17 protein-coding genes and 1 pseudogene are annotated in these 24,305 nt (G+C 44.2%); 4 read left to right on the plus strand and 14 right to left on the minus strand.

What is annotated here, in order from left to right; translation table 11 throughout:
- Positions 1-80: 80 nt before the first annotated feature.
- A complete protein-coding gene (locus tag ARB69_RS12985) occupies positions 81-716 on the minus strand; it encodes a hypothetical protein (RefSeq protein ID WP_055153502.1) in 636 nt (211 codons plus the stop codon).
- Positions 717-1,196: 480 nt separating this feature from the next.
- Here ARB69_RS12985 and ARB69_RS12990 point away from each other — a divergent pair, with 480 nt between their 5' ends.
- From ARB69_RS12990 to ARB69_RS12995, 3 genes and pseudogenes are all read left to right on the plus strand, one after another.
- On the plus strand, positions 1,197-2,984 hold the full coding sequence (locus ARB69_RS12990; RefSeq protein WP_055153504.1) for a glycerophosphodiester phosphodiesterase family protein: 1,788 nt from the start codon (positions 1,197-1,199) through the stop codon (positions 2,982-2,984).
- 145 nt (positions 2,985-3,129) lie between these two features.
- A pseudogene (locus tag ARB69_RS28285) lies at positions 3,130-3,336 on the plus strand (TIM-barrel domain-containing protein); the annotation flags it as partial.
- 45 nt (positions 3,337-3,381) lie between these two features.
- Positions 3,382-3,972 carry a DUF5110 domain-containing protein gene (locus ARB69_RS12995; RefSeq protein WP_330377664.1) on the plus strand — a complete coding sequence of 197 codons (591 nt, stop codon included), beginning with the start codon at positions 3,382-3,384 and terminating at the stop codon, positions 3,970-3,972.
- A gap of 254 nt (positions 3,973-4,226) precedes the next feature.
- Here ARB69_RS12995 and ARB69_RS13000 read toward each other — a convergent pair whose 3' ends face one another.
- On the minus strand, positions 4,227-6,158 hold the full coding sequence (locus ARB69_RS13000) for an AAA family ATPase (protein ID WP_055153508.1): 1,932 nt from the start codon (positions 6,156-6,158) through the stop codon (positions 4,227-4,229).
- Between the two features lie 349 nt (positions 6,159-6,507).
- On the opposite strand from ARB69_RS13000, the gene ARB69_RS13005 reads away from it, so the two are divergent.
- Complete coding sequence (locus ARB69_RS13005) at positions 6,508-8,685, plus strand: LPXTG cell wall anchor domain-containing protein (protein ID WP_055153510.1); 2,178 nt, start codon at positions 6,508-6,510, stop codon at positions 8,683-8,685.
- Between the two features lie 216 nt (positions 8,686-8,901).
- Here ARB69_RS13005 and ARB69_RS13010 read toward each other — a convergent pair whose 3' ends face one another.
- The 12 genes from ARB69_RS13010 to ARB69_RS13065 all read right to left on the minus strand — a co-directional run bounded on the left by ARB69_RS13010 (position 8,902) and on the right by ARB69_RS13065 (position 23,929).
- Complete coding sequence (locus ARB69_RS13010) at positions 8,902-10,662, minus strand: glycoside hydrolase family 9 protein (RefSeq protein WP_055153512.1); 1,761 nt, start codon at positions 10,660-10,662, stop codon at positions 8,902-8,904.
- A gap of 114 nt (positions 10,663-10,776) precedes the next feature.
- Positions 10,777-11,103: a carbohydrate ABC transporter permease gene (locus ARB69_RS26075; RefSeq protein WP_083487091.1), complete on the minus strand. Its 327-nt coding sequence runs from the start codon at positions 11,101-11,103 to the stop codon at positions 10,777-10,779.
- Positions 11,055-11,663 (minus strand): carbohydrate ABC transporter permease, encoded by a 609-nt coding sequence (locus ARB69_RS26080; RefSeq protein ID WP_055153516.1) that lies wholly within the window; start codon positions 11,661-11,663, stop codon positions 11,055-11,057. Before ARB69_RS26080 ends, ARB69_RS26075 begins: the two co-directional genes overlap by 49 nt.
- Positions 11,653-12,546 (minus strand): carbohydrate ABC transporter permease, encoded by an 894-nt coding sequence (locus ARB69_RS13025; RefSeq protein WP_055153518.1) that lies wholly within the window; start codon positions 12,544-12,546, stop codon positions 11,653-11,655. The genes ARB69_RS26080 and ARB69_RS13025 overlap by 11 nt, the downstream gene beginning before the upstream one ends.
- A gap of 138 nt (positions 12,547-12,684) precedes the next feature.
- Positions 12,685-13,962 (minus strand): ABC transporter substrate-binding protein, encoded by a 1,278-nt coding sequence (locus tag ARB69_RS13030; RefSeq protein ID WP_055153520.1) that lies wholly within the window; start codon positions 13,960-13,962, stop codon positions 12,685-12,687.
- Positions 13,963-14,063: 101 nt separating this feature from the next.
- A complete protein-coding gene (locus ARB69_RS13035; RefSeq protein WP_055153522.1) occupies positions 14,064-15,641 on the minus strand; it encodes a response regulator transcription factor in 1,578 nt (525 codons plus the stop codon).
- Positions 15,642-15,718: 77 nt separating this feature from the next.
- Positions 15,719-17,473, minus strand: a complete 1,755-nt coding sequence (locus ARB69_RS13040) for a sensor histidine kinase (protein WP_055153524.1) — start codon at positions 17,471-17,473, stop codon at positions 15,719-15,721.
- Positions 17,474-17,813: 340 nt separating this feature from the next.
- Complete coding sequence (locus ARB69_RS13045) at positions 17,814-18,524, minus strand: HAD-IA family hydrolase (RefSeq protein WP_055153605.1); 711 nt, start codon at positions 18,522-18,524, stop codon at positions 17,814-17,816.
- A gap of 52 nt (positions 18,525-18,576) precedes the next feature.
- Positions 18,577-20,265, minus strand: coding sequence for a glycoside hydrolase family 3 N-terminal domain-containing protein (locus ARB69_RS13050; RefSeq protein WP_055153526.1), 1,689 nt, complete (start codon positions 20,263-20,265; stop codon positions 18,577-18,579).
- Between the two features lie 33 nt (positions 20,266-20,298).
- Positions 20,299-21,252 carry an ABC transporter permease gene (locus ARB69_RS13055; RefSeq protein ID WP_050641146.1) on the minus strand — a complete coding sequence of 318 codons (954 nt, stop codon included), beginning with the start codon at positions 21,250-21,252 and terminating at the stop codon, positions 20,299-20,301.
- Between the two features lie 10 nt (positions 21,253-21,262).
- On the minus strand, positions 21,263-22,750 hold the full coding sequence (locus ARB69_RS13060; protein ID WP_050641147.1) for a sugar ABC transporter ATP-binding protein: 1,488 nt from the start codon (positions 22,748-22,750) through the stop codon (positions 21,263-21,265).
- Between the two features lie 168 nt (positions 22,751-22,918).
- Positions 22,919-23,929 carry a sugar ABC transporter substrate-binding protein gene (locus ARB69_RS13065; protein ID WP_055153528.1) on the minus strand — a complete coding sequence of 337 codons (1,011 nt, stop codon included), beginning with the start codon at positions 23,927-23,929 and terminating at the stop codon, positions 22,919-22,921.
- Between the last annotated feature and the right edge of the window lie 376 nt (positions 23,930-24,305).

Raw genomic sequence — 24,305 nt, forward strand, 5'->3', positions numbered from 1 at the left:
TTATGCCTTCTTTTTAGTGTCCATTTTTAGGGAACCCTTCTTCTTAATGTGTCCACATCTATGGGTACATTATAGCTTTATCAATTCCTGTGTCCTTCCTCTATCCCTTTCTGATGCCCCTCATGGAACCCTTCTTCTTTCACCTGCCGCATATGTTTTTCCTCATCATATTCATAGATACTCACGCTTTTCACCTCCGCTCTGTTCTTACTTAGAAATTCCGACAGAACAGGTACCAAAAAGGCATCAGACAGCCTTAATACCTTAATATCCTCCATTTTTTCAGTCCCGTTATAAAAGATCACAAACCTTGGAGTTGGGATCTGTATGGTCTTTGTTCCATATAAGTTTTCATCTTTTGTCATGACCGAATATAAATCTGACACATACATCAGGCATCTCAGCGGTAAGTTCGGACTGAATGTAGACTGATGCTCATATAATGTCAGACGGGAGTCAATTATAAACGACAGGTCATTCTTCATTGACATGTAAATTGCATTTTCCAGAGTATTAATTTCCAGTAGTTCCGGATCATTATACTCCGTGCCATTCATTGCGTTATACAAGTCAAGTAACGCTCTCTTCTCACTGAATATCATTTCAAATAGTCTGGATTTGTAGGTACGTTTTGCATACATCCCGATGGCGTTTTCATTTACCGCCCCATGTTCCTGCCGTTGTGCTGTTTCTTTGTTTTGTACGCCTTTCTGCATATATCTGCCTCCTTCGTAATGATGCAGGAGGCTCCTGCTATCCAAAATAGATATCACTGAAACCTCTCTGCTGTTTAAATTGGAATCCAAAGCATTGAGATTTCTTGCATTGATATCTGTCATTAGAAATGATAGCAGATCCGGGTTTGCCCGTTTAGAAGTTTTAGAAATATATTCATGCTTTTAAAATATCTTAGCATAATAATCACTTAAGCACCAGTCTATTGTCAGCAGAATTCAAAACCGAATTCAAAAACACGCCTCCTATGTTAGATAGTTATGTCCCTTAAAGGGCATAGCAACTCTGGCACTCTGCCTTAAATGTCAACTGGGGTATGAAAATTTAATAAGATTTTTCTTTAGAAATTTTTTTGGAAATATTTTCAGAGAAGTTAAAGATAAATAAGTAAGGGAATGATAATATAGATCGTATAGATACTTACGCATACAACGGCCCGAATAAACAGAGAGGTATGTAATATGAAACAAATGATTAAACATTCTTTTGGAATTGCTCTGAGCAACTGGACAACTTTACTGCTATTTGAGTTGCTCTATAAGGTGGTCTGTTATTCCCTGGTTTACGCTCTAAACCAGAATATCCTTAATTACGCATTAAAAGCCGCCGGAATATCCTATTTGAGTTTTGAAAATGCCAGACAGCTGATAACAAGTCCCCTCTCTGTTATTCTGCTGCTCGCTCTTCTGTTCTTTATAACCATAGTCACATTTTTTGAGCTTTCCGCCCTGTATATTTACTGTGAAAAAGGGTGGAGCCGTGAACAGCTGCCTCTGCGTCATCTGATAAAATATTCTGCTCAAAGCTGCTGGGAACTGCTGCATGTGAAAACGCTTCTGTTTTTCTGGGGCTTCATGCTGACCGTCCTGATCGCAGTGTCTCCTTTTTCCCAGCATGTCCTGGGCTGGGTTAAGATACCGGAATTTATCACGGATTTTATTACACAAAACAAACTTTTCCTGATCCTGTCCGTAATTGCCATAATCATTTTAAACTTCATATTTTTTCTTTATCTTTTCACCCTGCCATCTATTCTGTTGTTTAAAAAGAATGTCAGGATTTCCTGGAAAGAGGCTGTTTCACTCATAAATCAACGAAAGGCTGGAACAATCTGCAAAATCATCATATCTTTTGTGATTTTTTTCGCAGGAATCTTTGTGATTGCCGCATTACTCACGTTTATCCTGGCTGCATATTGCAAACTATTTTATCCTGTGTCGGAAGCAGAAGCCGTATTCCGCTTCCTGTACAAAAACTGGGAGACACCTGCTGTTATCGCATCAGGCGCCATTGGCACGATCTGGCTTTTCTCCTCGATTACGGTTTTGTTCCACGATTACAGAGGTGAATCCCGGCCTGTCCGTGTAAAAAGAAAGAGAAACCCTATCTACTTTATCAAGCGCGGAGTCATCATTGTCGGTACATTGTTACTGTTGGTGATGTACAGTGAAACAGAGCTGGGCGGCAATTATATTTATCCGGGCCGTTCTGACACCCAGATCATCGCCCACCGCGCAGGCGCCGTCTTTGCGCCTGAGAACACAATCGCAGCTTTGAACCAGGCTATAGAAGACAAAGCGGATGCCGCGGAAATAGACGTGCAGCAGCTGAAAGACGGCACACTGGTCATCATGCACGACAATAATTTCAAGCGGACAACGGGCAACGATAAGAATGTTTGGGACGCCACATTTTCTGAAATGAAAAATTATGACGCGGGTTCTTCCTTTTCCCCTTCATTTTCAGGTGAACCGGTCCCCACTTTGGAGGATATGCTGAAACATGCAAAAAATAAGATTAATCTGATGATTGAACTGAAGCTGACAGGCCATGAACAGGAAGGCAGCCTGGAGAAACAGACGCTGGAACTGATCAAGAGATATGATATGCTTCACCAGTGTACGATCGCCTCCATGAACCTTCAGGTACTGGAAAAAATAAAAGAACTGGAGCCCAGAATAGAAACCGTATATATTACACCCCTGCTCTATTCGAGGGACTTTGATATTGACTATATTGACGGATATAGTCTGGAAACGACCTCACTGTCCATAGATATTACGAATGCCATCAGAATGCAGGATAAAAAAGTGTATGGATGGACTGCGAATTCAGATGATACTATAGACAAAAATCTGAGATACCGGGTGAACGGAATTATTACGGATAACCCGCTTCTGACCGAATATTATATAGAATCCCGCCAGAATCCTCTCTCTCTGGATTCTTTAACTGGGCTGTTGTTTTAAAAGTTCAGGCTCCTGGGATGTCACCGTTTCTGCATCCCAGGAGCCTGAACATTTCTTTCCTGTACTTTTTACTATGGGGCAGCTCGGCATGGATTTCCAACTCAGCTTCAGTACCAGACAATAGTTTATCTGCAGTCATATATTAATTCCGTTATTCCATTATACTCCCTGGTTCGAACTAACTTTATGTGAGTTATATACCCGCTGGCTGGAGATGGGGACATTTCTCCCGATCTTCCGTTCCCATGGAACAGATACTCCCAGAGAAATATGGAATTTTGGAGAAAAGGGAAGTATCTTTTATGATGCTATCGACAAGTTTATCTGTCTTCGATATAAACTGATGCCATATATTTATTCTATGGCTTATGCTGTTTGCAGGCATGGGGAAACAATCATGAGAAGTCTGCTGTTTGATTTTATAGACGATCCTGCTGTTAAAACCATCCACGATCAATTTATGTTTGGAAAAAGTTTTCTAATCTGTCCAGTAACAGAGCCAATGTATTATGATAGTGGAAATAATAAAATTGAGAAACCACAAATACGGAAATGTTATCTGCCTAAAGGATATGACTGGTATGATTATTGGACTGGAGTATGTTATGAGGGCGGAAACTGGATAACTTCCCCTGCCCCCATTGACAGAATCCCTGTATTTGTTAGGGAGGGATCTATTGTTCCTACTGTAGAAGGCCTGCAGTACGCATGCCAGAAACCGGAACATCCAATGGTAATTCATATCTATCCGGGAAAAAATGCTTCCTTTGTTTTATATGAAGATGAAGGTGATTCTTATAATTTCGAAAAAGGTCTTTTCAGTCTGATTCCAATCGAATGGGATGAAAAACAACAACTTTTAACACTCCATAACAGATCCGGTGAATTTCCCGGTATGGAGAATAAAAGAACATTTATACTAATTTTAGGCAGTGTCAAAAGAACAGCTTCATATGACGGTGATGAGATGGAAATTAGCTTCAAATAAAAGGTACCGGCAAATCCCCTAACGGACTTGCCGGTTTATCAATTGGATAGATTGTTTCAATCCATCCTCAGTAGTTCTGTGAGTACGATTACATCTTACTATAAATGCGTAGATTGACCTCATGTCACTGGAGGATATCTGCCATGTACAAAGATATCCCTTTGTACATGGCAGCCTTCGTCATAATCCTGGCTAACCGGCCATACCATCGGAATATACCGCCTTTCTGACTCAAATACTATAGAGGGATTCCCTTATTCAATCACCTCTTCCTCCCACTCCATTTCTACATTCTTCCCAAAATGTGCGAGCCCGATGTAGTATACCGTCCCGGTCATACCTGCATCGTATTTCTTTGTTTTGATCTGTTCGACCGCACGCTGCGCAAGTTCCTTCAAATTCTGTGATTCTTCCTTCGTATATTTGAATTCCAGAATCATATGGGGCAGTTCTGGTTTCTTCGCATAGAGCAGTATATCGCTTCTGCCCGACCCGCTTTCCCGATTGCTTCGCACATCATAATATCTGTACAGGAACGCACACATGCCAAGCATCATCATATGATAGCTGTTCTCGCTTTTCAGGTCATGGCAGGACGGGAGATCCAAAAGTATCCACTGGTACTCCTCGGCAAACTCTTCCATATCCCCCAGCCTCAGATACCTCAGCATACTTGCGATATGCCCTTCTTCTAAGTTCAGATAGAAGGCAGTCAATTCCTGGAACGCCCTGCGCACCTCATAGTTTGGTATCCTCAGCCGGCAAAAGCCTTCCTCTAATTCTTCCTCAACCGTTACCATCCCTGCATTGATCAGCATGCCCCATAGGGAAGCATCATCCGGCTCCTCATAATAAGATGTTGCCAGCTCTGCCCTGACACTGACCGAGCCATCTTCGATCAGTTTCTTGTAGGCAGAGGCGAACTTCTCCCCTCTCTGGTCAAGTGCGTTCTTGATCATACTATTTTCACTTGTATTCACCCAATATGGTTCCAGCTTTTTTCGTACTGCATAAAATGTGACAGACCATGGATTGTAAACTTCTGTTGATCCGAACCTGTAGCCATCATACATTAACCTGATATCTTCCGACAGTTCCAAGCCGTAATACTGCAGCAATTCTCCTGTCTCCTCCCCTGTGAAACCAAAGCAGTCCGAGTATTCCTCGTCACAGACAGTACAAACTGCCAGGTTATTCAGTCCCGAGAAGATATTCTCCTTTGCCACCCGCTGAATCCCCGTAAGCATCGCCTTTTCCAGCGCCGGATTCCCTTTTAAAGAGGCGCTCAGCATGCCTGCCAGGATTCCTCTCACCTCATCATAATATCCTCCGGCATTGGCAGCAATAAATGGCGTATCATACTCATCAATCAGGAGATATACCTTCTTACCGTAATACCGCTCCAATGCCTGGCACAGTACGATCACAGATCTGCTGATGCAGTTGTCCGCCTCTTTGGCATCCGGAGACTGCCACAATCCCTGGTAAATATAATCCAGCTCTTTTCTCTGTTCGTCCGGAAGTGTTCCGGCATCGAGTACTGCAAGTTGTCTTTGGTATTCTTCCCGGAGCACACACTTTAACTGGTACAGCATTCCGTCTGCCGTATCTCCTTTTACGTTGAGAAATGAAACAAAAATGACAGGGTGCCTGTTCATCTCTCCCATTACAAAACTCTCACTGACTTTCATGCCTGCAAACAGATCTTCCGAGCGCTTTGTGCAATCCAGAAACTCTGACAGCATAGACATATTCAGCGTCTTTCCAAAACGTCTTGGGCGGGTTAGCAGCGTAATCTGATATTCGGATTCCAAAAACTTCTCTATCAACTGTGTCTTGTCTACATAGTAGCCATTCTTTTCACGTAATCTGCGGAAATCCTGCAGTCCAATTGCCAGTTTTCTTTCCTTCACCTTCTGCGCTTTTTTTGAGGCCGCTCTATAAGGCCCCGGCGCTTCCCTGACCGTATCCGCTGTGCGTGCCGGTGCTCTTCCGAACAATTCGTCCAGGGAGCATTCCAATACTTCGCTGATTCTCTCCAAAGTCTCCAAATCCGGAGAACGATTCCCGATTTCATAATTGGTGTATGTGGAACGGGAAATCTCTAGTTTCTCCGCCATCTGCACCTGCGTATATCCTCTCATCTTCCGGAATAAGACTAGATATTCATGAAACTTTGTTTTCATCTCGAGCCACGCCTTTCCTTTTTCTTTAGTATAACGCGATATGTTTCAAAGAGCAACCTTTAATATATTTCTTTTCGAAACATCTTTTGCTCTCTGCCGCCCTGTTTTGAGCAACTGTTGTTTTCTGCAAAGATGAAAAGTTCTTCTATAAATATTTATCAGACCAGCAATAAAAAATTTAGAGAATAACAATAAAAAACAACAAAATTTTATAATCAATCCCGTTTGTTTGAATTATTGTATGATAGTCTTATCAAGAATAAAAAACCTCGGCAGAACTGCAAATACAATGGATTGAAATAAGAAAATCACACAGGACTGCCGAAAAGACGAAAGGAGACAAAGGGGAATGAAAAATGGAAAAAGATTTACAGGCATGGCGCTGGCCGTGATTATGGCAACCACCCTCTGTACAGGTGCATTCAGCTTGAATGCAAATGCCTGTGATGCAGAACCAACTGCTGTTACAGAGGCACCAGAGCCAGCACCCGACAGTATCACAGGAGGGGAGAATCCTGAAGCAGAAACACCGGAGGAAATTACCACAACACAAGTAAACACTGAAACGATTGCTTTAGGCGAGGATAATGTAGTACCGGCAGATATTGAAGTTCATACAGATGAATCCACGGTAGCGGATGATAAAGATTTAAAGGAGGAAAATTCCGCTGTGCCTGATGATGCAGATTCAAAGGCAGATAATGCCGCAGTGTCAGATGATGCAGATTCAAAGACCAAGGATTCAGCAGCAGAAACGCCAGAGGATATACCAAACGAAATAAGCAAATCAGCGGATACAACTGGGAAGAATAACTCTTTGGCGGTTGCTTTAGCGAAAAAATCACAGACAACAATTCAGACAACTGAACCGCCGAAAACAGACTCTGCAAATAAAATCCAGGCAAAGACAGAACCGACATTGGATGATTATTTTGATGAGGCAGCCAATATAGTACAAGACTATAAACTTGATAATAATGTGACAGAAGCGGAAATAAAAGAGGCTGTTGACAGGAAGATAAATAATCCGCTTATTACCGTAACGATTGAATTTATCGAAAAGAGCGATGCCACTGAAGACCAAGATGGATCTATTACTATTAGAGTAACTGTATCAAACGGATCAGTCAGCTGCCAGGGATCAGGAAGGTTTCCATTACCATCCTTAGAAAGTCAAAGACAAGAGCAGGAAGAAAAGATAACCAAGGCGGAGCGAGCTGTATCCAGCGTTTTAGAGAGTATGCAGTGGCAGGATTTTGCTGATATAAATAATGCGGATACCATTAGAACTAAAATGAACGATGCAATCCGTTATGCAGGACAGTCCGGGGTTTATGTTAAGCTGAGCTGGAATCCCGCTCCCGAAGAGGCCGTGGTTGGAGATTTCTATGTCAGCCTTTCCTTAGATAATTGGGAAAATATTGACGACCCTACCGGCAAACGTATGGTCAGCCATACTTATACGAATTATAATAACTTGAAATCAAACATTATTTCTGAACTTAAGAAGGCCACGTTTACAAATGCTACAACGCTATATGATTTTATGGCTGTATTTTGCAGAGCAATCCCTGGTGGATATACAGCAGAGTGGGAAAATGGCAATGTCTTTGCCGTTAATAAATCAACTGCATCCTCTGAAGGAAGCATTACAGGAACTGTGATTATATTAAATCAGAATTTAAACGAAGAATTCAAGTGGGAGCTTGATCCAAAAGCCGATGGAACGATCATTCCTAAGGTTAACAATCCAACTGAGAATTCAAATGTAGAAGACATCCAGAAAGCAAAACAGATTTTGGAGAGATATATCGGCTCACATAATTTCTATAAAACAGATGCTTTGGATCTTGATGTCCTAACATTTCTTCAGGAGCAGATTAACCATACAGGAGTGTCACTGAGCTGGAAGGTCAGTCCTTCTCAGGCTGAGACGGTACTCACAGACTTTGAGGAGACAAAAAAGGTAACCCTGATCCTGCAAAAAGGGACTGCCAGCGAAGAGGTAAAGACACAGATACACTTTTCACTTGAGCCAGCTTATGATTTTACATATGGTGCAAATTCGGTATGGCATATGGGTTCCAAAGAAGGCCTTAGATTTGAATTGAGCGGTGACCCGCTTGCATATACTGCCTTACGGGTAGATGGGAAGAATCTGCTCTACACACAGTACAGCGTAGATGAAACCGGAGCAGCCAAATTCATCCTGTTTCCGGAATTTCTGACAAGCTTAGGGGCAGGGGCACATACTATGGAGGCTGTTTACACAGACGGCGTTGTGAAAACAACGTTCACAATCATGGCAGCGGATTCCAAACCGAATGATCCGACACCGGAAAGTAAACCAGAGACTACGCCGGAAAATAAACCTGTTTCCACGACCAAAGAGAAAGAAGAAGTTAAGAAAACAGCAAAAAGCCCCAAAACCGGAGATACTGCAAGTGCGGGACTGCTCTTTGCGGCAGTGCTCTTATCCGGAGCCGGGGCGGCCGGAGCATGGAAGAGAAAAAAATCTGAATCATAAAATTATTCGCTACTATTGAGAGAGTCTCCATTATAAGCCACAAGCATTAAATTCTAACGTAAAGTTTGTTATGTTCTCAATCAGGCATTAAGCTATTGATAAAAAACACAGTGGGTAAGTTAATAAAACTTTCACACTGTGTTTTTTATTTCCGTCATGCATCTGTTATTGCTAATTCCATAACGCTGTACATTGAAGGGTTTAATGCCTGCTGCCTTATTCTGTTTGAAGCTGTGCAATCAGATAAAGCATCCATCCAACCATAGGCATATCATATTCGCAGTCATACCCGAAGGATTTCTCCCGAAAGCTTTCTTCCGTTATTCCCGTAAATACGGCACCGGGAATCTGTGGAACCGGTGGAAAGAATTCTCCGAAAAATCCCCGGTGCGGCTGATTGTAGCCCACTCCCTCCACACTGCTTGCATCAAACTGGTTTGCCCCCAGCAGCCAGTCCAGCTGCCTCTGGGCAGCCCCCCTGTACTGGCTGCAGCCCGTCAGCCTTGCGGCCTTGCAGAGAAATACCCCAGATGCAAGTAAATCAAGATTATAACAGAAACTATAGTATTCGCAGACAATTTCATAGGTTCTGTTCTTATGCGCGGCTTTCCCCGCTATAACCTCCTGCTTTACAGGGTTTGTTTCAGTACTAAAGCTGAATATGGCTGATTCCTCAAACATATCATATCCCATCGTATGCCAGGTTGCGGGAACCCGTCCGAAGGGATTGCGTCCGCTCATAAGCACGTGCTGTTCGGCGATCCTGGACATGCATTTCCTCCAGCATGGCGCAGAGCCTGCTTCCGGCCAGGTCTCCAGCGCATCTGCGAATGCCATGGGAACATTGATATTAAAAAAATAGTAGTAATTGTTTGCCAGCCGGTCCGAGTTAGGGCTCTCCCAGAAACATGCAGCGGCAGGATTGTTCTTTACGCCTCCCCCCGCCTGGAGCAGACAAAGGGCATCCAGTGCTTCAAATGCAGCTTTTCTATATACCTTATCTTTTGTCACCGCATACAGCCTGCAGGCTGCTTCCACCCTGGATGCAAGCCTCAGGGCGGAACCTTCATAAAATCCCTGGTACATTTTCTTCATACCGTCATGCCCCAAAGGAGGATAAAGAGGCAGGTCATAATCATGCATCTGCCGGCCTTCTCCTTCCATATAGTTCCATATCTTTTCCGCACCCTCCAGGCATCTCTGTGACTTATCATGATCTGTTCCCGCAAAATACTTTGCTGCCAGAGCGAGCACTTTTATAACCTGCCAGTGTGCATGCTCGTTATCCGGGCTTTCAAAATACTTCCGCCGTTTCCAGCTAAATGTATAATCACCGTACCCGATACCGGCTGTTTCCCTGCTGTACCCCTCCGGAACCCAAGTACAGTCAAGCAGCCATCCTCCTTCCGTTATGAGAGAGAGGTAATACTTCACACTGTGCCACAGTTCCTCCGCCAGACTGCCTTTATCCCAGAGGGGATGTTCTGTCAGAGCATATTCTGCGAGTCCCGCAATCCCAATGGAAGTTCCGAAGGTCCATTTTCTCAGATCACTGGACTGGTGATGCCCTCCTGCCAAACTGCGTCTTTCTCCGCTGCCAAGCGTAATCTCATCACCGCTGTGGCAGCATCCGTTCCATCCTAGATCATCTCCGCAGCGCTGCCAAGTAAAATAACCGGCAAGCAGCCGCGCTGCGGCTCCATAGGGATTTCTGCCAATGATAAAGCATCTGCTGTTTCCTTCTTCCGTACTGATTCTGTAAATTCCTTCCTCCGTAAGTTCACTGAAGTCTCCAATACCATATGTATCATCACATGCATGTATCCTGCCTTCCATAACCGGTGTGAGAACCAGATCCTGCAGCCGGTTAACCCAAAATAAGTTACTTTTCCCACAATAAGTAAACTTTTTAGATGCAGATGGCAAAAAACCGATTTGGTTCATCATAAATCTGCTTTTGTATAATTCTTTTTCCATTCTGTGCCTCCTTTTGAATGAATCGCAAAATACGTTGTTTATAAAACAGATTGTTACCATTCAAATAAGCCTGAACTGTTACCACATACCTTACATTTTCATGTTCTCCAACGCTTATCCTTTGACAGCCCCGCCGGTAAGTCCGGCAATAAAATACTTTTGTGTAAATAGAAAGAATATGATAACCGGGAGCAGAATAATACAGCTCGCTGCGCAAAGCGGTCCCCAGTCTGTTCCAGCACTCTGCACGAAGGCCGTAATCCCAAGGGGCAGGGTTTTTATGCCTGATGTGGACAAATCCACGGATGCCCACAACATTTCTCCCCACCAGCTTAAAAAACAAAAAATTGCATTCGTCGCCGTAGCCGGAAGCATCATAGGCATCACAACCTTTACGAAGGTAGACGTCTCCGTGCATCCGTCAATTCTGGCTGCCTCCATGATTTCCGTAGCACTGTCTTAAAAAAGTTTCTGTAAATATAAACTGCAAATGCCATTCCCCATCCTATATAAGGAAGGATCAGTGATAAATGTGTCCCTAATATCCCCATTTTACTGGTCATGAGATACATTGGCATCAATACAGATTCGGAGGGCAGCATCGTAAGCATAAAAATGACAATCATGACGGTATCGGCCTTTGGTATATCCAGCTTGGCGAGCGCATATCCTGCCAGCGCTGACAAGACCAGCGTTACCACAACCACCGAAATTACAACGATGATGCTGGAAACAAAATACCTGCCAATTCCCGCTGTTGTCCATGCATAACTGTAATTTGACCATTCAATTGATTGGGGAAGCCCCCATATGTTATTGTAAAAATCATTGGTTGTTTTCCCGGAGGTCAGAAGCACAAAAAGCATAGGATAAATAGTTGCAAGGACAAACACAATCAGGATCAGGCGCACCGCCCACTTTGAAACATGCTCTCCTGGTTTCAGCACTCTCCCATGTCCTGACCTCCTAACCTGAAAACCTGCCATGACTTTAGAACTCATATTCTTCCCCCCTCAGTAAATGTTTCACAAATAAAATACTTACTACAACTACTACAGTAAATACAACTCCTGCTGCCGCTGATTCTCCAAACTTGCCATAAGAAAACGCCATCTTTGTCATACGGATTGGAATTGTTGTGGTGAGATCCCCGGGCCCTCCCTGCGTCATGGTATAGATCAGATCATAGGATTTATACTGCGTTCCTAAAGTATTAATAGAAGCCAGCAGAATCATTGGCTTTATCAGCGGCAGGGTTATGTATCTGATCTGCTTCCAGTAACCGGCTCCGTCCAGTTTGGAGGATTCATACAGAGACCCGGGTATCGTCTGCATAGAAGCAAAACACAGTAGCATGACCTGGCCCGCACATTTCCAGACCGCAACAAATATAATACATACCATAGCCGTGGATCGATTCTGCAGCCATACATGCTGCATGCTTCCCAGTCCAACAAGCTTCAGAAAATTGTTCAAAAGCCCCATTTCCGGATTATAGAAAAAGGTAAACATCAGGCCTACAACGGCTATTGGCAGCATAGCTGGGCTGAATAAAACCAGACGGAAGAAAGAACCTTCTTTTCCGGCAAGCTGGAATACCAGAGTTGCAAGCAATATGCCGATTGCCAGCCCTCCTATAGTAGATGCCAGTGCGTAATAGACAGAATTTCCTATACTTTTAATAATCGCAGAATCCTGGAACACGGTCAGATAATTCTGTATTCCATGGAATTCCATATCACTGAACCCATCCCATGTAAGGAAAGATAGGATGAAATTCCAGACAAACGGGATGACCGTAGCATAAAGGATAAATACGACTGCAGGTGCCAGAAACACATATCCAGTCATTCTTTTTGTATTAAATCTTTTCATTTTTCCCATTTCTATCACCTTCCACTAGGGTATACATTGTTTCGCAGCTTGCTGCAGATCTGCCCGCAGGGCATGGATTACGGGGTGCCCTTTGGGTATAAAAACAGCAGGCAGCAGAAATTCACCGCCTGCTTCCACATCATAATATTACTCGTTTGCCAATGCACTTTCGCGCTGCTGTTCCAGGTTACTGATTACTGTATCTACGCCGCCGTTCAGGATCAAATCAGGAATTAAGCTATTAATTCTGTAGTCGTTCATTTCTGCCGGCCAGACAACATCGGGAACGCATATTTGGGACTGTTTTACCAATTCTTTTGTAAAAGGATCCTCAATTTTTACGTTTTTATTAATCGGAATATAGCCTTCTTTTGCATGAATCCCCTGTATTTCCGGATTAGTAAATGTTTTGACGACCTCGACAGCAGCATCGATATTTTTACACGCCTTCGGGATGAACAGACAATTCCCGCCTCCGTTCATAGCCGCTGTTTTCCCTGCGCTGGGCCATGGAATCACAACGGTCTCTATCCCGGATTCTTTCATCTCTTCAGCGGTCACCTTGGCGCCTGCCCCGATATCAGTCATCATGGCAAGCTTCCCCTGCGCAAACGCGGCTTTTAACTCATCGCTTTTTACCGTAACAGCACCTTCGCCCGGATACATATACCCCTCATCGTACAGAGACTTCAATGCTTCCAAAGCAGTCTTGCCCTCGGTCCCGTTAAAGGACAATGTTTTTGAAAGATAGTCATCGTATGTCCCATTATCGATCACCTGCGTAAGCATTGCTGCCCGAAACAGCCATTCAGAATGAGACAGATCCGCTGAATTGCCAAATGGCGCCGCCCCGCTATCCTGAATTTTTTTACATGCCACTTTAAATTCATCATAGTTCCACTTCTCAGGAACCTCAACCCCGGCCTGCTCAAGAAGCGCCTTATTTCCCAATATCACCGAAAAATTCGATTCCCATGGGATTGCAATAATTTTCCCGTCTATTGTTACAGGCTTCAGCGCTTCTTCCCCAATCGCATCTTTCCATTCCGGATCAGCATCCAGATAGGGTGTCAAATCCACGGCAGCATCCGCAAAACCCGCCACATCATAAGTTCCAAAATTATAAACATCGCATGGATCTCCGGAAGCCAGTCCCGTACGGATCACCTTTTCCAGATTGGACCAGTCAACCTGTATTGCATCAATGCTATACTTATCCTTCAGCTGTTCCTGGAGGACATCCATCATCTTCGGACCGGACGTATATTCAATAACCTTGCCATAGAACTTTATGCTTGTCTTGCCTTCTGCCTTCTTCTCTCCCCCCTCCTTGCCCGAACTGCCGTTTCCTCCGCCGCATCCCCCAAGGATCATGGATATGGCTGTCAAACCTGTAAGTAATACTGCTATTACTCTCTTTTTCATATCATTTCCTCCTTTTGTTTCGTTGTCACTTAAGATAGTTTTATGATACTCCTGAAGTTACTTTCCTTAAAGGTAACAGAACTACGATTTCTCCCAAATTTCTACGATTCTTTTTCCGTCCCACGGTTCTTTCTGTACTGGGACGGGGTACATCCCATCATCTTTTTGAAAACGGTTGAAAAATATTTTTCATCTTTAAATCCGACTCTCTGGCCGATTTCTCCCGCCAGATCCAATGTTGTATCTAAAAGAATACACGCCTGATCAATACGGTATCTGTTCAGGTATTCGGTAAATGATATTTTCATCTCTTTTTTAAACAAATAGCTAAAATAATTTTTAGATTTATTCACATAGGCGGAGAGCTCCTCCACTGTTAGCTCCTCGTGATAATGAGTGCTTATGTATGCCGCAGCAGCCACTATGGTATTGCTTACATTTCGTTTTGTATGCTCCGCCACACCTTTTAAAATCAGATAATAGAGATTGCAGATCCAGTTTTCATATTCTTCAATAGTTAAAAGATCCGGAACCTCCAACATAAAATTTTTATTCTTTTCCAGAACCTGCTCTGCATCCAGCCCCGTCTCTCGAATACCATGGAACAAAAGCTGCTTCAGCGTCAGGCAGACACCTTTTACTAAATCATAGGAAGATACCCTCATCTCCTTCATTTTCTGAAAATGCTTTCCGATGCATGATTGTATTTCCTCATATTGAAATTTTAAAATATACTTCCGAATCTGCTCTTCATTATCTATATAAAAGGAAATATTCTCTTCGACCGTCTCTTCCCCTTCCGGTACAACCACACCAGTCCCCATATAGAGCCTTTTATTTAACAGATGGATACAGACATCTACAGCATCGGGCATCTCACTGAGAAGACTATTTTCTGAAACTGCCGCCGATACAGTCGGCAGTTTTTTCTCCTTCGAAATCTTATTCACCCCATGCACGATCTCCTCAATCTGCCGGATAACCTGTGCTCTGGATCGGCATAAATCCATTCGGGCAGCATATAATATATGCCTTGGGAGCCGGATCACAAAATCACTCTTATGCGCCGCGGCCTCTTTTTCAAACGATTCGAGGATTCTTTCCCGTAAATCACGATCCTCTTTCATATCTTTAGTGTCAGATTCCAAAAGAACGCACATAACCTTATCTTCATTGGCAAGACCACTCAATGACTGAATCAAACTCATAAATTCCGCCTCGTCACTTTTTTTCATCAGCAGGTACTGAGCGATTCTCTCCTCTGTCTGTATTCTGTCCGAAAGACTTTTTACTTTTACTTCCTCCTGCATTTTTTTTACAATACTGATGACATTATCTGTCAGTTCTCTTACTTTTATGGGTTTAAGAAGATAGTCTTTTACGCCAATACTAATAGCCTGCTTTGCATAATCAAATTCGGAAAATCCACTTAGTATAATAATGTGCATATTCTCCTGTACCGTTTTCGCTTTTCTTGCCAACTCCAGGCCGTCCATTCCTGGCATACGTATATCCGTTATCAAAATATCAGTCCGTTCCGCCCGAATAATCTCCAATGCCGCAACACCATTTGGCGCTGACTGCACCTTTGAAATCCCGAGTTCCTTCCAGGGAATCCCCTTCTCTATTCCTTTCCTGATCTGTACCTCATCGTCTACGATCAGCAATTTTATATCCATGTGATTTCCTCCCTCCTCTCAATATTATAGTGCCTCTCCCTACTCCTTTTCCTCCTGCAAAACTACAAAAACACCTGTTATTCTACGTTTTTTTCTGCCGCAAACGGAAGCCGTACCTCAACCCTCGTACCGGCGCCTATTGTTGAATGAAAGGAAAGTCCATACTCCTCCCCATATTTTATTTTTATCCGCTCATCGATATTTTTTAACGCAAATACATTATGTTCCTCTTCTTTTTCCTTCAGGTAGTTGTTAATCCTCTCTTCATCTGCGCCTACACCGTCATCTTCTACCCGATAAACCAGTGTATTATCCTCCTTCTGCACGCTTACCTCCACGGTACCACCCTCCATTTTATCCTCAAGGCCATGTACAATGGCATTTTCAACAAGCGGCTGCAGGATCAGTTTCATGACCTCACAGTCCCGGACGGAGTCTTCCACCCGTATATTTACCTGCAGTCTGTCTCCAAAACGGTTCTTTTGAATCAGTATGTAGTTTCTCAGATGTTCGATCTCTTTCTCTACTGTTACTACTTCTTTCCCTCCGCTCAGTGCATGACGGAAGATATCCGACAGCGCTTCCACCTGTTCCGCTATCTCCGTTTCCCCCTCCATCACTGCCATCCAGCGGATGCTGTCCAGGGTATTATAGAGAAAATGAGGGTTCATCTGGCTCTGCATATATTTCAATTCAATTTCCCTTCGCTTAATTTTGTTTTCGTACTGATTTAAAATCAAATCCTGAATATACTCGACCATCTGCGTCAGATTCTGGTTCAGTCTGCCGATTTCATCCTTACTGTCGGTCAAAAGCGGCATTTTAAAGTTTTCTTTCTTAAAATCCCTTGCCTCCTGGGAAAGTCTGACAATAGGGATTATCATGGTCTTCCTCTGCAGCAGCATAAAGATGGCTCCGAATATGATCGTAAAAAGGATACATAAAATTATGATGCTATTGCCCAGCATGTTGCTGCGGAACAGCTCCTGGGCGGAATCCAGCTTTATGATCGTCCAGCCCGGTTTATCCAGGCTGTACCACGTCGTAACCTGGTTTCCCCGCACTTGATATCCATACTCCTCCTGTGGAAGTTTTTCGATACCAGCTGCCGTATAGTTTCTCCCCGTCATATCTTTCTCAGAAGCCGACAGAATCTTCCCGTCGCTCCCCAATATGACTATCCTGCTATTTCCTTCCAGCAGCCCCTTATATTGTTCCCTCAGACCGGCTTCGTCAATCGTCAGCCTTTCATATGCGATCACCTGAAAGGTGCGCATATCCTTAATTGCCTGAAGCAGATATATTTTTTTATAGACAGCGCCATAGCTTGTAGTCTGCCCATTATGCACGCTGGTCCAGAGGGGTATGCCGTCCAGCTGATCCAGCCGGGATATAAACTGCCTGTCCTCTTCCATGACAAAATCGCCATACTGGTATATCATTTCGTCTTTGTTGAATATGGATATACTCCTAATGCTTTCCCTCGCCTCAAGGGCGCTCCGCACCCGAAAAGAAGTGTCCACACGCTGCTTTTCTTTTTCAGAGGCAGGAGCCTGCTGATGATACATCCGGATCAGATCCTGTACATCATCGTCCGTTCCCACATTCAAAGAAACCAGCTTGATATCATTGATAAAGTTGGAAATACCATTTCTGGTCTGCTTTAGTATCTCCAGATTCGTCTCACATGTGTTTGTGTTCATGCTGAGGCGGATGTTATAGTTCACTATAAATAACAGTATTACCAGTGGGATAATCAGAAAGGTCAGCAGGCTTAGGACAAACTTTTGATTTATGCTGAGGTTTTTTACATAACTTTTAATTTTCTTCATAGTTTCACTTCCTTTCGGATTTTACATACAGTTAATTACATCTTAACATCATATACTAGCAAACAACAAGAATTGACAGCAAAATCATTATATACGTTACTATACACGGACATAGGCCGTGTATAGCAGCTTATTACCGGTTTGCCGATTTTATTTTACATAAAATTAGAGACAGCTCTGAAGGATTAAATTCCATTCAGGCTGTCCCCGTTTTTTTATAAACGATAGATTCCGCTTTTTCTATATACAATCAAGGATCCGCAGTTCTGCTGAATAAATAAAACAGGAATTTCGCAACAGTTCAGACAAGCCTGAACTGTTACGAAATATCATATATATTTTATTCATTCAAGACACTTAAAATATTCTTAAAGTTCTCCAGGTTATAATCCCCTAAATGATCTTTTCCCGCCTGTCCCACGCAGGCAGCCGCCATCCCTGCCCTATGCGCCGCCTCCACTCCGGCGGCGGCATCCTCCACTACCAGGCAGTCCTCCGGTTTTAATCCAAGTTTTTCGGCAGCCTTCTGAAACACTTCCGGGTGAGGTTTGGAGTGTGTGATCTGAGTACCGTCTATGATGGCATCAAATACGTTAGTCAGACCTGTCTTTTTTTCAGCTTTCATGTCTGTCTCTGTTCCGGAATGTGCGGCAGACGCTACGTACAGGCCCAATCGCCCCAGAATGAACCGTGCATTCTTGCTGGAGGATCCAACCGCAAGAGAGTACCCTTTTTCCCGCAGTCTTAAAATCGTATCGCGCACCTCTGCGGACAGATCCTGCTCATTCATCTGCTCCAGTGCCGTCCTGTAAATCTGATTCTTTTCAGCAAGTATCTTTTGTTTTTCAATCGTATGCAGAGGCGTTCCTGTATATTTTTCCAGAATAATCTCCAGGCTCTCCGATCTGGACACGCCTCTTAACCTTTGGTTGATCTCCTCATCAAAGTAAACCGGCAGCTGATCTGCCACCCGCTTCCACGCCATATAGTGGTATTGGTCAGTAGAACAGAGGACACCGTCCAGGTCAAAAATAATTCCTTTCCATTTCATTACTCTTTTATTGACAGGAAGGTGTTCTTCCCGCCCCTTTCCTTTATTTTTGCTATAGGGTGGTTCCAAACATTCCACAGAAAGGATCTACAGGAGAAATGCCTTTAAAGGGACTCCTGCCCATGATCTTTTCGATTACCATATCTATGATTGTCTGGGATACGTGGTATGTGTTGATGATGGTCGGAATCATGGGTGCATCTACAAATCCATATGGATTTCCCAGAGATACCATCAGGGTGGGAACCTCTTTTACAAAATAAGGTCCCTCCTGCGCCACTGCACCCTGCCATTGAATCCGGGCTGTTGTCTGGTAACTGGCATTGATGATATTGGAGAAATACATGATGACATCATATTTCTTCACAATCTCCTCCGTAGAAACGACTGTTTCTTCCATTGTTGTATGTTCGGCATCATAGACATCTACCTCAAATCCCGCCTTCTGCAAAGCGCGAATGACCATTTCCCGGCAGCGGCTGCCGCCGGTAAATCCCGGCTTATCCCCGTTTACATGGAGCCATACCCGTCTGTGCTTTTTTGGCGTAACCGGGAGCAGATTCTGCGTATCCTTTACTAATGTAATTGCCTGATCCGCACACTCAGCTGCCAGCCTCAAAGATTCTGGTGCGGCGATCAGCCCACGGTAATTGTCCGCAGTGAAATGTTTCTTTTCGTGAAGCCCCAGAGAAGCTTTTAATGCCAGAACACGCGTCACTGCCTCATCGAGCCGCTCCATGCTCACGACTCCTGTACGCACTGCATCGATCAGATAGGAAAGATCTTCCTCAAGGTTTTTGCCAAATAGTATCATATCCACGCCGGCATTGATTGTTGCCGGTATCAGATCTCTTCGTTTCATAGCCGTGCAGTAGCCAAGCATATTTGCGGCATCGGTAAGGACAACTCCCTGAAATCCAAGTTTTCCTCTCAGCAGGCCCTGAACCAGTTCTTTGGAACAGGAGGCCGGAAGTATCTGCTCCTCTGTAAGTTCCGGACTAAAATGGCGGCTGTATGCAGGCTGCAGGATATGTCCTGCCATCACGGTCTGGGCGCCTTTTTCTATCAGGCATTTATATATCTTCCCATAGGTGGCATCCCATTCTTCGCAGCTTAAGTCATTGACGGATGCAACCAGATGCTGATCCCGTTCATCACAGCCATCCCCCGGGAAATGCTTGATTGAGACTGCAACACCATTCTTCGCTGCGCCGTCCATATACGCCTCACACATACTGAGCACAGTTTCCGGATCACTTCCATAGGTTCTTGTATTCGTAATTGGGTTCCGCCAGTTTCTGTCAATATCACAGACAGGGGCAAAAGCCAGATTCACTCCAACCGCGCTCCCTTCCCGGGCACTGATATCTCCCAGATGATATGCCTGGCGGACGTCACCGGTGGCTGCCACTTCCAACTGGCTTGCAAAGTTTGTCCCCTCCAGTACAGCGCCGCTCCCCCCTGCTTCCAGATTCGCTGCAATCAGCACTGGAATCTTCGCCAGCGCCTGTAGTTTATCATTTCTATTCTTTAATTTGTCTGCCCAGCCCGGCCGATACATGATCCCGCCAAATTGAAATTTCCGGTACATATCCAGGATGTCCTCATCATGATCCGACTGGCCGATCACCAGGAACAATTGTCCGGCCTTCTCCTCCACAGACATCTGGTCTAATGTCTTTTTTACCCATTCCTGCTGTGTTTTTCCCAAATGAAAGGGTGTTTTACTTAAATCTGTCATTTTTGTTTTTCTCCGTTTTCCGACACCACATAATTATGCACTTGCCTTTTTCACAATCTTCGACCGTGTATCCATAATGACCGCCAGAATAAGAACTGCACCTTTGATCATATTCTGATAGTTGCTGCTCAGGCCGATCATAACGAGCCCCTGGGAGAGCACCCCGATAATCAATACCCCCGTTACAACACCACTGGTCTTTCCGGTTCCTCCTGAGATGGAAACACCACCGAGAACCGCGGCGCTGATTACGTCATTTCCTATATTGCTCCCGCTATAGGGACTTCCCGAGAAAGAACGGGACATCATGATAATGCCTGCGATTCCCGTCAGGAATCCACAGAGTATGCTTGCAATCATTTTGATTTTATTCACATGGATACCTGATAGCCGCGCTGTCTCATTATTGCCGCCTACCGCGAATAAGTATCTCCCGAGATATGTTTTATTTAATATGAATGCCACAATCAGGGCCAGCACGGCAAACACGATAACTGCCACCGGAATTCCCAGGATATAGTTCTGCCCAAGAAATTTGATACTCTCCGGCAGCCCGTATATGGTAGCTCCGTCCGTTAAAATCATGTTCAGCCCATCCACTACCTGCATCATCGCAATCGATACGATCAGCATCGGAATGCCAAATTTCATGGAAATATACCCTGTTATCATGCTGATTCCTATGCAGGCCAGTACAGAGATCAGCACCGATATCCATATTGATATTCCTGCTTTATACAAAAGTGCACACACCACTCCTGCAAATGCGTAAACTTTTCCGACCGAAAAATCAAGGCTGCCGGTCAGCATCAGGAATGAGACACCCAATGCTACGATTCCCATTGTAGCTACTTGTCTTATTATAGTAAGTAAATTCTCCAGCGTAAAAAACGTAGCCGGTTTCATTGCCGCAAAAATAATGATAATAAGCAATAGCAGAATCTGCGCGACAAATTTTTTTATTTTTATCAACACTGTTGTATTCATATTTTTCTCCTTAGCGGCTGCCGGATGCCAAATCCAGCAGTATTTCTTTATCAAACTCCTCACTGCCTGCCTCTCCTGCAAGTTGTCCCTCGGCAAGAATGATAATGCGGTCTGACATTCCAACTAGTTCTTCAAAATCCGAAGATACCATAATAATCGATTTTCCGCTTTCAACAAGTTCATGCATCAATTGATAGATCTCGAATCTTGCTCCCACATCAATTCCTCTGGTAGGCTCATCAAAAATCAGAATATCACTGTCAACATCCAGCCATTTCGCCACGATCAGCTTCTGTTGGTTACCGCCTGAAAGATACTGCGCCTCCTGCCAGATACCAGGGGTCTTGATCTTCAGTGTTTCTACATATTCCTGCACATGCTCCTGTTCTTTTGCCTTATTGATTTTTCCCATTTTACAGTACTTCATCAGGCTGGAAAGTGTGATATTGGCAAATACAGGCTTATCAAGCAGGAGCCCTTTGCCCTTTCTGTCCTCCGGCAGGAGTCCAATGCCCGCTTTAATAGCCTCATATGGATGCCTGATATCCACCTCTTCTCCATGGATATATATCCTGCCATTCTCTTTTCTTACATCACCAAACAGTACGCTCATGAGTTCTGTCCTGCCGGCGCCCACCAGTCCGGCAAACCCTAAGATTTCGCCTCTGTGCAGTTCGAAACTGATGTTACTGACGCCATTACCGCTTACATTGTCTGCTTTAAGAACAACTTCATCCTTCGCGCAGTAACTGTGTGGATACGTAATGTCATCCAGTTTCCTCCCAATCATGGCGCGGATTAGTTCCGGCCTGGAAGTCATCTCCGTCTCCATTTCACAGATGTAACATCCGTCGCGCATGACAACAACACGGTCCGTGATCTCAAAAATTTCTTCCATTCTATGACTGATATATACGATAGACACACCGTCTTTCTTTAACTTGCGGATGATGGAAAACAGCGTATCAACCTCTCTGACCGTAAGAGGCGCCGTAGGCTCATCCAGAATTAGTATTCTGGTTTTCAAAGAAACTGCTTTTGCAATCTCCACAATCTGCATCATGGCCGGAGAGAGGGAACTCACCATCGCCAAAGGATCAATCGGAACTCCAAAATCATGAAAGATTTTTTCCGCATCCTGAATCATTTGTTTTTTATCTACCAATATACCGTTTCCGCGCAGGTTCCCCATAAACACATTCTCTACTACCGGCAGTTCCGGCACCAAAGTGAACTCCTGATATACCGCCCCAATCCCAAGATTTCTTGCATCTGCCGGTGTGATTCTCGTATATTCGTGTCCGTCTGCAGCGATCGTTCCCGAGGTAGGTTCATTGGCGCCGGTAATACATTTTACCAATGTAGATTTTCCAGCGCCATTCTCGCCCATCAGCGCAAGGACTTCTCCCTCATACAAGTCAAGGGAAACATCTGATAATGCGTTGACTCCAGGATAGACTTTACTGACATGGCGAAACTCTAATATCTTTTTCTTCACCGTTTTATCCTTTCCTTTGTGTATTCTTAGTAGTTCCGACAGGTCTGCGCATTAACTGCGCAGACCGTACGAAAACTTAGTGGTTGCAGGCATCCAGCCTTTCGCCGCAGGCGAATTTCAATAGGCTGGATGCGCTACAGTTCAGACAAGTCTGAACTGTTACCACTCTTATTGGGTTACATACTCTGACGCATTATCGCTGTTGATTAATACATATTCTGCGATTACGTTTTCTGCAGTATTGTCTGTCATATACTTACAAATTGCCTCTCCGACTTTCTGTCCTATCAGTTTTGTATTTGCATAAACTGTGCTTCTAAGTGTTGAATTATTTCCGGCGATTACATTCAATGCCTCCTCGCTGCCGTCCAGTCCGCAAACCATAACCTCGTCTTTTCCAACCCCTTTTGCTTCCAGCGTCTGTGCAACCGCAACTCCCATCTCATCACTTTGACAGAAAATTAGTTTTACATCCGGGTTTGCCGCGAGAATCGCCTCTGTCACGTCCATTGCCTTCGTGGAATCCGTTGCATACTGGCTGTTTACAAGATTGACGCCCTTCCCCTTTACCAATGTTTCTTCAAACTCGGCTTCCAGGGCTTCCTTGAATACTCCGGCCGTCGTATCCGGGTTTGCAGAGTCAGACAGCCAGATTGCAGCCATTTCACTGCCCTCTCCTGCACTTTCATCCACAAAATCCGCCATAGCGTCTGCGATCAGTTCCGCTTCCTCTTTTGGATTTTCTTCTACAAGGGCATCATAGTTCACCAGCAGATCAGACCATCCGATGATATAAATCCCCTTTTCCTGTGCCTGTTTACAGAGATCTGATAAACCGGCCGGATTCATGGCGTTTACTACGATAGCCTTACACCCTGAATTAATCAGGTTCTCCATCCCAGACAGTTCATTGTCAACAGAAACCTGTGAGTCCGAAACAACCACATCATAGCCTTCCCCTTTTACCGCTTCTGTCACAGAATCTACAATGTCATTGCACCACTGGGAACCACTTGTAACAATGAGAATGCCGACTGTTCCACCGTTTTTTTCTTTACTTTCGCTGCTCTCCTTACTCCCGCTGTCCGCTTCCGCCGGACTTTTGGAAGAACACCCGGTCAGCAACGCCAACAGCATTGCCGCTGATAAAATAATTCCCATCCATTTCTTTAATCTCATTTTCTTATCCTCCTATTTTGCTTTTTGGTATGCAGTTATCTTTTATTTGTCTTTATTTTATCTTTCTTCGGTTATCTTTTTAATGCCTCTATATTCAGAAAAGTGTCACATTTTTCACAGTATACCCGCAGGGCACTCCGTAACACATGCCCTACGGGCGGGTCTGCCGCAGAGCTGCAGAATAACGTATGTATAAAACTTTTTCGGAGATCAAAAAAGCGGCCGTCAATGCGGCCGCAGTCTATATCTTTTTCGTTACTATGCACGGCCTATGGGCCGTGCATAGTAACGGCATCTGGCTCAGTTAAAGTCGCCAGTGACGAGGGTGCTATGCGCCAGTGGCGCATGTTAAGCACGGACCGAAGCGGAGCGGAGA

This window comes from Faecalicatena contorta, assembly GCF_001404335.1.
Classification (GTDB): Bacteria; Bacillota; Clostridia; order Lachnospirales; family Lachnospiraceae; genus Faecalicatena; species Faecalicatena contortus_B.

Excerpts from the sequence above, each read along its gene's own strand:
- ARB69_RS13040 (WP_055153524.1), bottom strand. The coding sequence starts at position 17,473 with ATGAAGAAAATTAAAAGTTATGTAAAAAACCTCAGCATAAATCAAAAG.
- ARB69_RS13055 (WP_050641146.1), bottom strand. The coding sequence starts at position 21,252 with ATGAATACAACAGTGTTGATAAAAATAAAAAAATTTGTCGCGCAGATT.
- ARB69_RS26075 (WP_083487091.1), bottom strand. The coding sequence starts at position 11,103 with ATGGAGGCAGCCAGAATTGACGGATGCACGGAGACGTCTACCTTCGTA.
- ARB69_RS13005 (WP_055153510.1), top strand. The coding sequence starts at position 6,508 with ATGAAAAATGGAAAAAGATTTACAGGCATGGCGCTGGCCGTGATTATG.
- ARB69_RS13050 (WP_055153526.1), bottom strand. The coding sequence starts at position 20,265 with ATGACAGATTTAAGTAAAACACCCTTTCATTTGGGAAAAACACAGCAG.
- ARB69_RS13010 (WP_055153512.1), bottom strand. The coding sequence starts at position 10,662 with ATGGAAAAAGAATTATACAAAAGCAGATTTATGATGAACCAAATCGGT.
- ARB69_RS26080 (WP_055153516.1), bottom strand. The coding sequence starts at position 11,663 with ATGAGTTCTAAAGTCATGGCAGGTTTTCAGGTTAGGAGGTCAGGACAT.
- ARB69_RS13025 (WP_055153518.1), bottom strand. The coding sequence starts at position 12,546 with ATGGGAAAAATGAAAAGATTTAATACAAAAAGAATGACTGGATATGTG.
- ARB69_RS12995 (WP_330377664.1), top strand. The coding sequence starts at position 3,382 with ATGAGAAGTCTGCTGTTTGATTTTATAGACGATCCTGCTGTTAAAACC.
- ARB69_RS13030 (WP_055153520.1), bottom strand. The coding sequence starts at position 13,962 with ATGAAAAAGAGAGTAATAGCAGTATTACTTACAGGTTTGACAGCCATA.
- ARB69_RS13045 (WP_055153605.1), bottom strand. The coding sequence starts at position 18,524 with ATGAAATGGAAAGGAATTATTTTTGACCTGGACGGTGTCCTCTGTTCT.
- ARB69_RS13035 (WP_055153522.1), bottom strand. The coding sequence starts at position 15,641 with ATGGATATAAAATTGCTGATCGTAGACGATGAGGTACAGATCAGGAAA.
- ARB69_RS13065 (WP_055153528.1), bottom strand. The coding sequence starts at position 23,929 with ATGAGATTAAAGAAATGGATGGGAATTATTTTATCAGCGGCAATGCTG.
- ARB69_RS12985 (WP_055153502.1), bottom strand. The coding sequence starts at position 716 with ATGCAGAAAGGCGTACAAAACAAAGAAACAGCACAACGGCAGGAACAT.
- ARB69_RS12990 (WP_055153504.1), top strand. The coding sequence starts at position 1,197 with ATGAAACAAATGATTAAACATTCTTTTGGAATTGCTCTGAGCAACTGG.
- ARB69_RS13000 (WP_055153508.1), bottom strand. The coding sequence starts at position 6,158 with ATGAAAACAAAGTTTCATGAATATCTAGTCTTATTCCGGAAGATGAGA.